The organism is Pararhizobium polonicum (assembly GCF_001687365.1).
Lineage (GTDB): Bacteria > Pseudomonadota > Alphaproteobacteria > Rhizobiales > Rhizobiaceae > Pararhizobium > Pararhizobium polonicum.
In genome coordinates, this window is the sequence record NZ_CM004503.1 from 129,634 (window position 1) to 143,492 (window position 13,859).

Annotated in this window: 15 protein-coding genes and 1 pseudogene; 3 read left to right on the forward strand and 13 right to left on the reverse strand. The window is 60.8% G+C overall.

Going from position 1 to position 13,859, the window contains the following annotated elements; translation table 11 throughout:
* Positions 1 to 37 precede the first annotated feature (37 nt).
* Positions 38 to 943: a LysR substrate-binding domain-containing protein gene (locus ADU59_RS01445; RefSeq protein ID WP_068950966.1), complete on the forward strand. Its 906-nt coding sequence runs from the start codon at positions 38 to 40 to the stop codon at positions 941 to 943.
* Between the two features lie 473 nt (positions 944 to 1,416).
* Here ADU59_RS01445 and ADU59_RS29475 read toward each other — a convergent pair.
* Positions 1,417 to 1,856, reverse strand: a pseudogene (locus tag ADU59_RS29475) (TrbI/VirB10 family protein).
* Between ADU59_RS29475 and ADU59_RS31425 the strand changes: the two are divergent.
* Together ADU59_RS31425 and ADU59_RS01460 are read left to right on the forward strand one after the other, a co-directional pair.
* Positions 1,744 to 2,067: a hypothetical protein gene (locus ADU59_RS31425; protein ID WP_068950970.1), complete on the forward strand. Its 324-nt coding sequence runs from the start codon at positions 1,744 to 1,746 to the stop codon at positions 2,065 to 2,067. The pseudogene ADU59_RS29475 and the gene ADU59_RS31425 sit on opposite strands and share 113 nt — an antisense overlap.
* A 350-nt stretch (positions 2,068 to 2,417) precedes the next feature.
* The gene (locus ADU59_RS01460) at positions 2,418 to 3,095 is read left to right on the forward strand and encodes an HAD hydrolase-like protein (RefSeq protein WP_068950972.1); all 678 of its coding nucleotides are present in this window, start codon (positions 2,418 to 2,420) and stop codon (positions 3,093 to 3,095) included.
* 267 nt (positions 3,096 to 3,362) lie between these two features.
* Here the strand turns inward: ADU59_RS01460 and trbI are convergent, their stop codons facing one another.
* The 12 genes from trbI to traI are packed head-to-tail and all read right to left on the reverse strand — an operon-like array spanning position 3,363 to position 13,644.
* Positions 3,363 to 4,667, reverse strand: a complete 1,305-nt coding sequence (trbI, locus tag ADU59_RS01465) for an IncP-type conjugal transfer protein TrbI (protein ID WP_068950975.1) — start codon at positions 4,665 to 4,667, stop codon at positions 3,363 to 3,365.
* 12 nt (positions 4,668 to 4,679) lie between these two features.
* Positions 4,680 to 5,156 carry a conjugal transfer protein TrbH gene (gene trbH / locus ADU59_RS01470; protein ID WP_068950977.1) on the reverse strand — a complete coding sequence of 159 codons (477 nt, stop codon included), beginning with the start codon at positions 5,154 to 5,156 and terminating at the stop codon, positions 4,680 to 4,682.
* On the reverse strand, positions 5,156 to 6,010 hold the full coding sequence (trbG, locus tag ADU59_RS01475) for a P-type conjugative transfer protein TrbG (RefSeq protein ID WP_068950979.1): 855 nt from the start codon (positions 6,008 to 6,010) through the stop codon (positions 5,156 to 5,158). The genes trbH and trbG overlap by 1 nt, the downstream gene beginning before the upstream one ends.
* Positions 6,011 to 6,027: 17 nt before the next feature.
* Entirely contained in the window at positions 6,028 to 6,690 is a 663-nt protein-coding gene (locus ADU59_RS01480; RefSeq protein WP_068950981.1) for a conjugal transfer protein TrbF, read from the reverse strand.
* A 14-nt stretch (positions 6,691 to 6,704) separates the two neighbouring features.
* On the reverse strand, positions 6,705 to 7,892 hold the full coding sequence (gene trbL / locus ADU59_RS01485) for a P-type conjugative transfer protein TrbL (protein ID WP_012478019.1): 1,188 nt from the start codon (positions 7,890 to 7,892) through the stop codon (positions 6,705 to 6,707).
* On the reverse strand, positions 7,886 to 8,104 hold the full coding sequence (gene trbK, locus ADU59_RS01490; protein WP_068950983.1) for an entry exclusion protein TrbK: 219 nt from the start codon (positions 8,102 to 8,104) through the stop codon (positions 7,886 to 7,888). Before trbK ends, trbL begins: the two co-directional genes overlap by 7 nt.
* The gene (gene trbJ, locus ADU59_RS01495) at positions 8,101 to 8,910 is read right to left on the reverse strand and encodes a P-type conjugative transfer protein TrbJ (protein ID WP_068950985.1); all 810 of its coding nucleotides are present in this window, start codon (positions 8,908 to 8,910) and stop codon (positions 8,101 to 8,103) included. Before trbJ ends, trbK begins: the two co-directional genes overlap by 4 nt.
* Positions 8,882 to 11,344 carry a conjugal transfer protein TrbE gene (locus ADU59_RS01500; RefSeq protein WP_068950992.1) on the reverse strand — a complete coding sequence of 821 codons (2,463 nt, stop codon included), beginning with the start codon at positions 11,342 to 11,344 and terminating at the stop codon, positions 8,882 to 8,884. The genes trbJ and ADU59_RS01500 overlap by 29 nt, the downstream gene beginning before the upstream one ends.
* A 10-nt stretch (positions 11,345 to 11,354) precedes the next feature.
* The gene (locus ADU59_RS01505) at positions 11,355 to 11,654 is read right to left on the reverse strand and encodes a conjugal transfer protein TrbD (RefSeq protein WP_068950994.1); all 300 of its coding nucleotides are present in this window, start codon (positions 11,652 to 11,654) and stop codon (positions 11,355 to 11,357) included.
* Positions 11,647 to 12,051 (reverse strand): conjugal transfer pilin TrbC, encoded by a 405-nt coding sequence (gene trbC / locus ADU59_RS01510; protein ID WP_083198079.1) that lies wholly within the window; start codon positions 12,049 to 12,051, stop codon positions 11,647 to 11,649. Before trbC ends, ADU59_RS01505 begins: the two co-directional genes overlap by 8 nt.
* Positions 12,041 to 13,012 carry a P-type conjugative transfer ATPase TrbB gene (gene trbB / locus ADU59_RS01515; protein WP_068950996.1) on the reverse strand — a complete coding sequence of 324 codons (972 nt, stop codon included), beginning with the start codon at positions 13,010 to 13,012 and terminating at the stop codon, positions 12,041 to 12,043. Before trbB ends, trbC begins: the two co-directional genes overlap by 11 nt.
* Complete coding sequence (gene traI, locus ADU59_RS01520) at positions 13,009 to 13,644, reverse strand: acyl-homoserine-lactone synthase (RefSeq protein WP_068950998.1); 636 nt, start codon at positions 13,642 to 13,644, stop codon at positions 13,009 to 13,011. Before traI ends, trbB begins: the two co-directional genes overlap by 4 nt.
* Positions 13,645 to 13,859: the final 215 nt, after the last annotated feature.

A 13,859-nucleotide genomic window follows, 5' to 3' on the forward strand; every position in this document is an offset into this window, starting at 1 on the left:
CGGTTATTTTGTCGCCGTATTCGTGAGGGTTATACCAATGAGAAATCCAAGCTTGCGGCAGCTTGAGGCGCTTATGGCCGTCGTAGAGGCCGGGACGGTCAGCCGCGCTGCTGAAATATTGCGTATTTCACAGCCGGCAGCGAGTAAGCTCATTCAAGACCTGGAGGCAGATACAGGCTTGCAGCTCTTTGAAAGGGACAGTGGCCGTTTGGTGCCGACGGGGCGTGGAATGCGACTTTATGAGGAAGTCGAGCGCATCTTTGGCGGCGTGCACCAGCTGGCGCGCGCTGTCGATGCAATCCGTCGGGAAGAGCATGGCCATCTGGTCGTAGGTACGATGCCAGCCTTGTCGGGCCCCTACATCACCAGAGTGTTATCCCACTTCAGAATTCGTCACCCAGACGTGTTCGTGTCCGTCGAGGCGCGCAGCTCCCAGTTTCTCACTGAAGCTGTCCTTTTGCGCAGGCTCGACTGCGTGATGGTGACCACTGGTCTAGAGCACCCTTCTGTTATAAGCGAGCGGCTTTCAAGCCCACCGGCAGTCGCCATATTGCCTCGCGGTCACCGTCTATCCAGGAAAACGGTAATTACTCCGGTTGATTTCGCCGATGAACCGTTCATTTCCTTTGCGCCCTCTAGCATGATGCGGAGGAAGGTTGATGCCGCATTTGAAGCCGTCGGTCTTCAGCCAAGAATTGTGATAGAGGCTACAACGGCGCCGAATGTCGCGGAGTTTGTTGCTGCCGGCTTTGGGGTGACGGTCGGCGACCCTCTCAGTATGGAGGTGGTTGCTAATCGTGTCACTGCGCTGCCATTCAAGCCGGAGCTGTCCTTTGAATATGAAATTATTCGCCCTATTCGCGCCCGCAACAGCAGCCTGGTTGCAGACTTTGTTGAAGCCGCCCACGCAGCAGCATTCATGACATCTATCAAGCAACGATAGAGAATCCTGATGCCGGCCTAATGTGGGATGATGGGCAACCTGCATCTGCACCCGGGGCTGCTCATCTGCAAGTTTCGAAAGAGATGATGGCGATTGTGAACACAGCTGCCGCGCCGTTCACCCCGGTTTACAATCGCTTGGTCAACGTGATTTGGGCGGTCTTGGACCCGCAGGCAATTGTCTTTGACGTTCAAATCCCGTCGGCCCTCGCCGAACCGATGACCGAGTGGATATATCTGTTTGGGAAAGCCGAATTCGCTCTGGGGTCAAGGTGGTCAGCCGCCTGTGTAAGCGCTTGGGGAAACTATGTCCTGATCGACAAGGACGTTGAACTTGTAGCCGGGGCGGATTTCCAACGTCGACTGAACATCGATGTTGCGTTGGATGCTGCGATCCGCGACACGGCCAAACGTCTCTGCAAAATTCCGCCGCGTCGCATCCGAGGCCGTGTCCTGGGTCGCGAGCGTCGAGCTCTAGGGAACGGCCATGTCTATACCCGTCCCGATCAGGGTAATCAGCACTGCCGAGTCAAACGTTTTCAAATAATGATTGTTCACCTTGTCGCTGAACCCGCCATACCCTTGCGCATCTGTCCCGGACATGCCGCCGATCTGCAAAGTCGAGCCGTTCGGAAGATGATGTCGGTCCACACGACGAGAACACGACTCTGGCCGAACGAGACCTTGCTGCCGTAACGGCCGAACAGATTTTTTCCCTGCGAGATCAGCAGGCGGTGTCCCGTCGCCGAGTCAAAGACGTTTTGCCTCACCTGGGCGGTGATCCGACCGGGAACGTCCGAATTGATCCCGGTGATCAATGTCGCGGGAATGACCGAGCCGCCGCTTAAGTTCGTCAGGCGACTGTTGGGGCACGACACGGTCTGGCAGGTAGTCAAGCTCCTTGAGGTCGGCATTGAAGAAGTCCTCCTGCGATTTCTGGGGGTGTCGGGCGTTGCAGGCTTGCTCATCGACCCGATGCCGACAGCCGCGGTGGCGTATTTGGACCTGCCGTCGATCATCTATCCGCGAGAACACTTGACCCGAAATGGCCGGGAGTGCTGGAGTGACTGGATGAAGTCACCCCCAGCCTACAATCGCATGGTGAACGCGATCTGGGCGATCTAAGACCCACAGGAGATTGTCTTTGGCGGCCCAATCCCGCCGGCCCTGGCCGAACTGATGATCGAGCGGACATATCAGTTGGGAAGCCCCGCTATGGCGTCTGGCGTGCAAGCCGAAGTTGATTGTGTCGGAGATCAAACCGGATGCCTCCGCCATGGATCTGCGGCAACGCCGTTCAAACTGATCGTTTTTTAGGTCTTGGGCACCCCCATGCTCTTTACCCAGCACGGCAACAATTATAGGCCAGAACGCGAGACCACGACAGCACCGTCTTAGATCTTTCGAATTCACGAGGCGTATTTGAACACTGCTTCCGCTTTTGCACATTCAGCAATTCAATGTAGGGCCGTCATATGTCATCTGATTTTCCTGCAATCCTTCTCGATCTCGATGGGACGCTTATTGCCTCGGAGCCCGGTATCCTATCGAGTTGCCGCGCTGCGTTGCGTTTCCTCGGGCACGAAACCGATCCGGCGATGGATATCGCGTCGATCATCGGTCCGCCGATGGAAGACGTCATGCGTTACCTCCTTCAACAATTTGGTGACGATCGCGTCGCGCAATGTGTCGAAGCCTATCGGAAGGATTACGGCGCAAGAGGTCTGTTACTCAGCGAAGTTTACGACGGTATCCCCGAGGCTCTCGTGGCGATGAGCCAATATTCCAAATTGTATTTGGCCACTTCGAAGCGCGAGACATTTGCGCGCAGGATCCTTGAGAATAAAGGGCTGGATGCGCTGTTTGCCGGGATTTATGGATCGACGCCGGCCGGCGATATTGACCACAAGCCGGAATTGATCGCCCATATCATGCGAGAAAACAACCTCGAACGCGATCGCTGCATCATGGTTGGGGACCGGCGGTACGACATAGCTGGGGCGCATGCTAATGGAATGCGCTCGATCGGTGTACTCTGGGGCTACGGGACGAGAGAAGAATTGGAGAGCGCCGGCGCCGATCGGTTGATCGATAGTCCGGCGGAACTTCCCGAAGCAGCCAGCGGGATAACGTCGCTGGAAATTCCCAAATGATCGACATTACCCCGGTCTGATGAGTTTCCTAATGGAGCATCTAGCTAAGCTTTTCATCAGTGGTTTTGACGTCGACTATGCTGCGTTCGCGTTGTTCAAGGGAATATCCTGCTGATCGTGCAATCGCCACGACGCACGTTCTCACCCTCTTTTCCGGAAGGCTTGGTCTGCTCCAATTCCGATCGACAGGTCGTCACGGGATATGAAGGCTCCAGGCACGACGGCGCGCAGATCGCGCCATCCTGTGTCGACAGCTCCAGCCGACGGTCAGCTTTTGAACGCTCCCGGGAAAACAATGTCCTGATCGACAAGGACGTTGAACTTGTATCCGGGCCGGATTTCGAGGGTCGGCTGCACGTCCATGTTTCTTTCAATTGTACGGTCAGCCACCCGGCCGAACGTCTCGGCAAAATTCCGCCGCGCCGCATCGGATGCCGTATCCTGCGTCGCCAAAGTCGAGCTCTCCGGAACGGCCATGTCGATCCCTGTGCCGATCACCGCAACGAGAACTGCCGAACCAAATGTCTGAAGCCACTTGCGGTCGATCTTGTCACGGAAGCCGCTATAGCCTTGCGCATCCGTCCCCGACATGCCGCCGATCTGGAGGGTCGAGCCGTTCGGAAAGATAATGTCGGTCCAGACGACGAGCACGCGGCTTTGACCGAACGAGACCTTGCTGTCATAGCGGCCAAACAGCTTAGTACCCTGCGGGACTAAAAGCCGATGTCCCGTGGCTGAGTCAAAGACGTTCTGGCTCACCTGGGCGGTGATCCGGCCGGGAAGATCTGAATTGATACCGGTAATCAGAGTCGCGGGAATGACCGAGCCACGTTTGAGCTCAAAGGGCGACTGCTGGGGGACAACTCGGTTGGGCAGGTAGCCGAGCTCCTTGAGGTCGGCGTTGAAGAAATCCTCCTTGGATTTTTGGCCGTTCGGATCAACGTTCTGCCCAGCGAGACCGGAGCGAAGAGCGGCAGCGTACAGGTCGGACGCGCCAGGTGTCGCCGAATTGGTAACCCCGTTCGTCGTCGTGTCGGCTATATCCGCTCCTCGGCCAGTGAACTTGCCTCGATCAACAGCGATCGGCGAGTCATAGGCGGCGTCATTGGCCTGCAGCCGGGCCATTCTTTGGCGCTGCCGTTCACGGAGAAATTGCTCTTCCTGCTCGCGAGCCAGACGGGCGCGCCAGACCTGTTCGGATTCCAGCGTCTCGACTGGGCTTGCCTCTTCCATTTGACCGGGTTGCGGTGTGAACGGATTGACGGAGCTCTTCTCACTTTGAGTTTCGACAGGCGTCGGCTGCAATGCCGTCACCTGTTGTGGCTCGCCGATAATGCCGTCCGACACTCCACGTTTGATCTGATCGGCGTAGGTCGAGGCCGGATTGCCGGAGCTTGTCTCCGGTCCGGTGTCGCGGAAAAATAGCCCTCGCGAGGTCAGGCCATAGAAGATGACACCGAGGAACGCGACGACCAGCACGACCACGACGATAATCGGCAGGCGGTTGATCCGGCGCATGCCGGAGCCTGCCTCCTCGTTCGCCGAGCCGCCGAGCTTGAGCGACTGAACCATGACCACCCTCCCCTAACCGCGCTTCATGACCGAAAGGGCGCTCGCCGGCTGCGCGCCTGTCGTCGAGACAACATAGCCGCGACCGAGTTCGACGCTGTTGGTCGACAGGCGTGCAAGCACCTGACCCTCAAAGGGAATGACGACATAGGCGAGCGGCACGGTGCGCGCAGCACTATCCGTCTTCTGGTCGGTCACGACGGCATAGCCCCAGCCCTTCAGGGCTGCCTCGAGCGCTTGCCCGAAGGGCGAACTGTCCTGCTTCAACGAGACGGTCGCGGTTCCGGGGCCGATCTGCTCGGCGAGCCTGCTCACCATATCGCCGGCGATTGCGCTCGCTGCCGGGCCGGAGATCTCGGCCGGCGCCTTGCTGGCGGTGAGCCCGTCCACTCCGGGCGACTGGCATCCGGAAATGAAGAGGGCGAGGGTGCAGGCGGCGGTAAGGCTGCGGAGGAGGCGCAAGGGCTGCAGCAGGGTGGGAAAGCTTCGCATTACCGCCCTCCCCTTCTGATCGTCACCTTTTCCTTTTTCCAGCCAACGCCGGAGACCAACACCGCGCGGTCGACGTGATAGTCGACCACCATCATGTCGCCCTTCATCCGGTAGTTGACGATGCGGTTCTGCCCACCGGAGACGACAAACAGCACCGGCGCGTCCTGGCCGGAGATCGACCGCGGGAACTGGACGTAAGTCTTCTCCCCGTCCGAATAGACCCTTGTCGGCCGCCAGCCGGCATTGCCGGAGATGGAATAGGAGAAATTCAACCGCTCGGCCGGAACACCGGCGCCGGAAATCGTGCTGGCCTCCATCCGCGCGTTGATGTCGGCCAGCTTGGTCGAAACGTCTTCCGGATACTCGAAGCCGACGCGTGCCATGTATTGGTTTGCATGCGACTTGAGCTGGATGTGATAGGTCCGGCGCGAGGTCGTCACCACCATCGAGGTGACGAGGTTCGGCTCCGACGGCTTGACGATCAGGTGGATCGCCTGTCCTTCCGCCGCTCCCGAGGTTGCTGGCTCCACCTTCCACCTTACGGTGTCGCCGACGAGCACGTCGCGGACTACCTCGCCGCCCTGAAGCTCGATGTCGCAGACCTGCAGCGGTGAGCAAACCACGGAGGGCTGGACCTCGCCGTAGAGAAAGATCACCTTCCCGTCCGGTCCTTTCGTGACAAGTCCGCGTGATCCGCGCCACTGGGTGGAAATCCCCATCCCCTTCGCCTCATTGGCGGTGACGCCATCGGCTGCGAGCGCGCGGGAGGAAAGAGAAGCGGAAAACGGCAAGATCGCGGCAACCATCGCGGCAGCAGTCAGCGTGGCCGGAAAACGTCTCAGTCGAATGTTCATGTTGGTAGCCATGCCTTTCAAAGCTGCGCGGTCCAGTCGAGATCCCGGAGATAGAGACCGATCGGGTTCAGTCGGATGACACCCTCGTCCTGCGGCGGTGTAAGCGTCACGGTGGCAATGCCGCGGAATCGGCGGACGGCGGTTTCCTTGCCGCGACGGTCGCGCTCGAATTCGGTCCAGTCGATCTGGTAGCTCTGGTTCGAGAGTGCGACGATATTGTTGACTTCGATGGCAACGGTGGCGTTCTTCGCCTTCTCGAAGGGCGAGGACGAGCGGAACCAGGCGTTGACCTTTTCGGTCGCAGGGTCTGAGGTCCGAAGCAGCGCATAGGTGCGATCGATATATTGCTTCTGAACGACGGCATCGGGCGTCACCGACCGGAAGTTCGAGACGAAACTGCCGAGCGTGGCGCGCACCACACGCGGATCGGCATATTCGATCTGCTGTGGAAAGCCGGCACTCGAGGAAGTGCCGAGCTTGTCCACCTCGACGATGTACGGCACCAGCTTGACCTGCGTGCTCTGGAAAAGAGCGTAGCTGAATCCGATCACCGCCATCGTCATGCCGGTGATACCGACGATGCGCCACGCGGATGCCGCCCTGACATAAGAGCCGTACCGCTCGTTCCATTCATTTCTCGCAGCGATGTAGGGATTGTCGGGCGGGGTGGGTCCGGCCATGTGTGATCAGCCTTTTACTTTTTGTCGTTGATGGGCGGAGGTGCGGACGGCGTTCCGGACTTTTGCGTCTGGTCGAGCTTGGCATTGGCAAGCCCGAGCAGCGATCCGGCATAGGCGCCGGGCGAGCCGATCGCCTTGTCCTTTGCGGCGGAGCCGACGGCGCCGGCTGCCCCACCAACGGCGGCTTCCATGCCGCGCATCGCCGCGCCGGCAAGTGACGATCCGCCAGCTCTCGCAGCATTCGCTGCCTCAAACCCCCGGTTTGCAGCACCTATGGTGAGGAAGCCGGCGCCTAAAGCGGTAGCGGCCGCCTGCCCGCCGTGACGGATGGCTTCCATGCCTCCACCGACCGACGCGCCCTGGACGACACCCTGCATGATAGGGGGCACGTACATGGCGATGACGAAGACGACGACCGAGATGCCGGCGATGGCAAGCGTCGTGATAAACTGGTCGGAGGTTGCCGTCGGTGCTTCTGCAAGCCCAAGCAGAATGTCGGAGCCGATCTTGGCAATCATTACCAGAGCCATCAGTTTCAGGCCGACGGAGAAGGCATAGACCAGATACCGGACGGCAAAATCCTTGGTATAGGACGAGCCGCCAAGCCCGAGCATGATCATGCCGGCCAGCAGTCCGACGTACATTTCGACCATGACTGCCACGAAGATCGCGGCGACCAGGGAAAAGGCGACCACAACCACGACCATTGCAAAGACAGCTGCGATGGCGAGCGCGTTGTCTTCGAACAGGCCGAACTTCGCCTGCTCGGACATTTTAGAGGCGACGCGTATCCCGGCATCGAAGATGTTGGCGGGTGAAGCGGAGCCGCCGCCGGCACCGATCTGATATAGACTGTCGACCACGGCCTTGGCGAAGGCCGGACCGCCATCGAGGATGAAGGCGAACAGACCAATGAACATGATCCGGCGGACCAGTTCAGCGAACCAGGCATCAAGGCTCGCCGCATTGATCGCCAGCCAGACCGCGGCGATCCCGACTTCGATGCCGGCGAGGATCCAGAAGAGCGATCGGGCCGCATTCATCACCGTCGTCTCCCAGCCCTTCGCGGCAGTGACAACCTGGTTTTCCAATGTGGTCAGGACCGCCCCTTGCTGGGCGAAGGCCGGCGCGGTCGCGAGAGCTAGGATCGCAACGGCGATGAAGGCGAATTCCAGCTTACGAGAAGCAGAGACGATTACCATCGGGGCTTCATCTCCTGTCCGCTGCGCACGTCGCGATCCGGATCGCCGCTGAAGAAGCGCTCGCGATATTCGCTCCGCGCCTCGCCCGAGCCTGACGATTCAGCGGGCGTCGCGGTCGTGGCACCCGGTTGGACGATTACCCAGGCGACAAAGCCGGCTCCCAAGCCGATGCCACCCGCCACTACGAGAGCGATCAGAATGCGCGGGCTCACCAGCGTGGCTCCATCGTCTGTCCGCCGCGGATGTCGTTGGTGGGCGCGTTGAAGAATTGTTCGCGCCGGGCCTGTGCCAGATCCTTTTGTGCTTGTTCCGACTGAAACCAGGTGCCCATCATCGTCGTCTGTTGCGAGACCAGCCCACGCAGCTTTTGCATCTGAGCGACTTCCTGGGCTGCGATCTGGTGTCCGACCTGCAGTGCCTTCATCTGGCCATCAGCCGTTTCCGACATCGAGCGCAGCGACGACATGGTGGATTCTTCGCTGGAGAACTGATCGGACGTCAGGCTGGCCGCCTTCAACGTGCCGGCGATCGTGTCGCGATTGGTGTCGGACCAACCCTGATAGCTCGACGAGAAGCTCTGGCCGTCCGGCAGATTGCTTTTCATGTCGGCGAAGCTCTGGAAGCGTTGCTTCAGCACGTCGTCGATATTGCCCATCGAGAAGGCGACGCCCTGGCCTTGGGCGACGACGCTCTGCAGTTTCGTCAGGTCATTTTCGACCTGCCCCCAGATATGATCCGGAAGCTGGGCGGTGTTCTGCAGCAGGTTATTGTAGATGTTGATCTGATTCTGGATCTGCTCGGCGAGTTGGGAGATCTGCTTGATCTGATTGTTGACCTGCTCGGCCGATTTGCCGACGAGACTGATGAGTTCCGCATTGTTGGCAATCTGCGTCCATTCCGTGGCCTGACCCGTGACGCCGCCCGCTTGGGTCGGAACGGGCAAAGCGACCGGGATAATGATGGCTGCGATCATGACGGCGCGCGCCGCTTCAAGCGACCGGGAAAAGTGTATCGGCATGGGCGATCCCCCTTTGCTGGAGCCAATGGAGGGGCCAATCCGCCCCGTGGTCGAAGTGAAGGGCGCGGATGCGCTTCAAGTCCTCCTTGCCGGACGCACCGACGAATGAGAGCGCCACGGGACCGAGCGACATGTCGAACAGCCTGCGGCCCTCCGGCGAGGCCACGTAATATTCGCGCTTCGGGAGCGCGGTCGCGACGATCTCGATCTGCCGCTCGTTGAAGCCGATGCGCTCATAGAACTCGCGCGTCCCCGGCTCACGGGCCGCGCCGTTGGGCAGGCATATCTTGGTTGGGCAACTTTCCTTGAGCACGTCGATGATGCCCGAGCGCTCGGCGTCGGAGATCGACTGGGTCGCGAGCACCACGGCGCAGTTGGCCTTGCGCAGCACCTTCAGCCATTCCCTGATTTTGTCGCGGAACGTCGGATGACCGAGCATCAGCCAGGCCTCGTCGAGAATGATGAGGCTGGGCGCGCCCGTCAGCCGCTTTTCGACCCGCCGGAACATGTAGAGCAGGACCGGGACGAGATTACGCTCGCCCATGTTCATCAGCTCCTCGATCTCGAAGCACTGGAAGGCACCGAGCGCCAGACCGTCCTCTTCGGCGTCGAGCAACTGGCCCATCGGACCATCGACCGTGTAGTGGTGGAGCGCGTCTTTGATCGCGCGCATCTGCACGCCCGAGACGAAGTCCGAGAGCGAGCGGCCACGCGATTCCGCCATCAGGGCCAGCTGCCTGGAAATTGCGTTGCGATAGTCGGGTGTGACAGTGACGCCCTGCAGGGCGACGAGCGTCTCGATCCACTCGGCCGCCCAAGCGCGGTCGCCGTCGGTCGAAAGTTCGGCGAGCGGGCAGAAGGCTAGCTGCGGCGAGCCCCCCTCCCCGGCCCCGTCGCCGCCGATCTGGTAGTGATCGCCATCAATGCCCAGCGTCAGTGGCAGCATCGAGCCGCCCTTGTCGAAGGCGAACACCTGGGCGTCTGCGTAACGCCGGAACTGCGCTGCGATCAGCGCCAGCAGCGTCGACTTGCCAGAGCCGGTTGGCCCGAAAATCAGCGTGTGTCCGACATCGTCAACATGCAGGTTCAGCCGGAACGGCGTAGATCCGGAGGCCACCTGCATCAAGGGTGGCGAGGCCGGCGGATAGAATGGGCAAGGTGCTACTGGACTGCCCGACCAGACCGAGTTCAGCGGGATGAGGTCGGCAAGATTGCGGGTGTTGATCAGCGGCTCGCGGATATTGGCGTAAGACACCCCGGGCAGGCTGCCGAGGAAAGCGTCCGTGGCGTTCAACGTCTCGATGCGTGCGCCGAACCCTTCGGCCTGGATGAGGCGACGGATCGCTTCGCACTTTTCCTGAAGGCGCGGTTGCTGTTCATCAAACAGAACGATAACCGGCGTGTAATAGCCATACGCGACGAGTTGCGACGCCGTCTCGGCGATAGCGTCCTCGGTCTCGGCGACCATCATCATGGCATCCTGATCCACCGAACGGCTCTGTGTCTGAAAGAGCTGGTCGAAGAACGGCCGCACCTTCTGCTGCCATTTCTTGCGAGTGCGCTCCAGCCTCGAGCGTGCCTCCTGCTCGTCGAGAAAGACGAAGCGCGACGACCACCGATAGGTGAGCGGCATCAGGTCGAGACTGTTCAAGATCCCCGGCCAGCTCTCGGCGGCTAAGCCGTCGATGGCGACGACACCGAGAAAGCGGTTCTCGATGGTCGGGGTCAGACCGTGCTGCAGCTCGGCCGTGACCAGCCAGTCGAGATACATCGGGATATCGGGCAGGCGGACCGGGTGGTTCTCGCCGGTGATGCAGAAGCGGATGAACTGGAACAGCTCGTCATAGCGGGCGATCCGGAAGCCCCCGCGTTCTTCGGTTTCCCGCGTCACCATGCGTCGGATGGAGACGACGTTGGCGAGATACTGTTCGACCTCGCGGATGGAGGTCCGGAAAGAGTCGAGCGCCGTATCGGCATAGGTGGCCGAACGGCTCGCGGTATCCGAATAGACATAGCGTGTTAGCCCGGACCGCCGCGGTTCTGGCGGCCGCCAGGTCAGGATCAGCGCGTGCCGGCTCTCGAAATGCCCGCTCTCCCGCTCGAAATGAGACCGTCGCTCACTATCGATCGCGCGCGTGACAGGATCAGGGAAATGGCAAGTGTCCCTGGCCGGATAATCGATCGTCGGTACCCGCAAGGCTTCGACCTGGATCATCCAGCCCGAGCCGAGCCGCGACAGGATCATATTGATCTGCCGGCTGACCTCATTTCGCTCAGTGTCTGTCGAGCTTTCGCTGTCCGGACCGGCAAAATACCAGCCGGCCATTAGCGAGCCGTCCTTCAGCAGCATCACGCCATTATCGACCAGGCCGGCGTAGGGAACCAGATCGGCGAATGACGGACCGGAGTGTCGGAAGAGTTTTAGTGCGACCATGCCTGCCCCCTCAGAACTTGCGCCATGGCGTCGAGGTGGGCCGGTACAGGGACCGATAGGACACATGCCGCAGATAGACGCGGCGCATCAGCGGGTCGGCCTTCGCCATCATCCGAAGCGCGGCAACCGCGACCAGCCAGATGGCGATGCCGAACAGCGCGGCGTACCAGGTCAGCACGACGAAGATCAGGATCACGGCGGCAAGCGCCGTCAGCAGCACCAGCTCGCGGTCGGCGCCCATCAGCAGGTTCGGGCGGGACAGCGCGCGATGGACGCGAGAGCGGGCGAGGTTGGAGCCGGGCTCAGCCATGAGCCCCCTCCCCTTCCGGTCGAAGTGTTGCCCACGGTTCGACGAGCCCAGACCCAGTCCGAGTCTCGATCTCGCCGATCGAAGCGCCAGTTGCACCGAAGAGAGCGACGATCTGGGTCGCGCCGAGCAGCACGCCGCCAACGAGGGCGACGTAGCAAAGCCTTCTAGCGAAGTCATTCAACTCGCCCCCGAAGATCAACATGCCACCTGCGATCGCGACGGCCGCGAGCGCGATGAAGCCGGCAACCGGCCCGGTGATGGACTGCTGGATCTGCTGCAGCGGAGATTCCCAGGGCAGACTACCGCCTGAGGAGGCGAAGGCCGGATCCGCCAGAATGACGCTGGAGACGGCGGCGAATGCCGCAAGTGCAATAGTAATCCTGGTCTTATGCGTCATGGCTATCCTCATCGATCTGGGCGTAGTGTTCGGTCCGGTAGCGGGAGTTGGTGAAGCCCTCGACATGGATGACTTCGCGGACCCGCCTTCCCTTCCCCGTTCGTTCTATCGAGACGATCAGGTCCACCGCTTCGCCGATGACTTCCTGCATCGGCTGCTGGCTTGCCTCGGCGGTCAGTTGCTCGAGCCGGCGGAGAGCCGACATCGCCGTGTTCGAGTGAATGGTGGTGACGCCGCCGGGGTGCCCGGTATTCCATGCCTTGAGCAGCGTGAGAGCCGCCCCGTCGCGGACCTCGCCGACGATGATGCGATCGGGCCGCAAGCGCATCGTGCTCTTGAGAAGCCGGGCCATGTCGATCGTGTCACTTGTATGGAGCGCCACGGCGTTCTCGGCCGCGCACTGAATCTCGGCGGTGTCCTCCAGAATGACGATCCGATCGTCCGGCGCATTCGCGACGATTTCGGCAATGACGGCATTTGCGAGCGTCGTCTTGCCGGAGCCCGTACCGCCGGAGATCACGATATTCATGCGAGACGCGATTGCGCTGCGCAGAATCGACGCCTGCGCCTCGGTCATGATCTTGTGTTTCACGTAGTCGTCGAGCGGGATCAGGCGTGAGGCACGCCGGCGGATCGTGAAGCTCGGTCCGGAAACGACCGGCGGCAGCAAGCCCTCGAACCGGTGGCCTCCGATCGGAAGTTCGCCGGAGATGATCGGTTGCTCGTCGTCGGCTTCGGACTGTAATGCGTGGGCGACGCTGCCGATGATCACTTCCGCCGCGGCGGAGCTGAGTTGGCCGGCCGGGGCCACTCCATGACCCAGTCGCTCAATGAAGAGCTTGCCATCGGGATTGAGCATGATCTCGACCACCGTCGCATCATCAAGCGCGACGCAGAGCTGATCGCCGAGGGCATCCTGGAGTTTCCGGACCAGACGCGAATGGGAGCGCAACTGGGTCAAGCGGCACTCCTGATCGCTGCCACGTCGTTCCGGGGGATAGAATAATAGCCCGGAGGGCAAACCTGCTCGAAGCTGGCACGATCGGCCGGCAGGCTTCCCGCAATGGCGATGGTGTTGCCGATTGCGGCCGGTTGGCCGAGCCGTTGCATAGGCCAGCCCGCCCGCTTCAGTATGCGCTCGAAGCGAAGATCAGTGGCGGTGACGATCTCGCTGTAGCCGGCCACCATCGCCCATTGGATGATGCCAGCGAACAGAGTGAGCGTCGCAAGGTGCAGTTGGCTCGCATCCCTCCGTGCCGCAAGGCCGGTATCGACGCAGAAGCGAGAACTCTCGACCCTTCCGGAATGCGGGCTGAGGGAACCCGTTTCGAGCAACTGAGGGAAGGTTCGCTCCAGCATCGTCGGGCCGGAAGCCGGCAGAAGACGAACGCAGCCGGCGACCATTCCGCTGTCTGTAATCGCCAAAAGGTAGGTCGGCTTGCAATCATCGTACTGGTCGCGCTCTTCCCCTGCGGTGATGGAGACGTCCCATTCGAGACGTTCACCGAAGACCGTCGCGCGAAGACGGTGCATCTGTTTGAGGAAGCTTAGACTACGTTCGTATTGGTCCGGCGAGACTGTCAGTATCCGCATCATGATCTCCGCATGAACAGGTCATGCGAACAGAAATCATCTCGCGACGCGTGTGCCTACGTGCAGATTTGCACCCAGTGATTCTACCGAGTCGGTGTTCCAGGGCGCGAAATGCGAGCCGTGGAGAGCTGCTAAATGCCGACACGGATGTGCAAATCTGCACCTCAGGGCAACCATCCAGAGCAACCAAAATCCCCCTTAACCCACGGAATGTA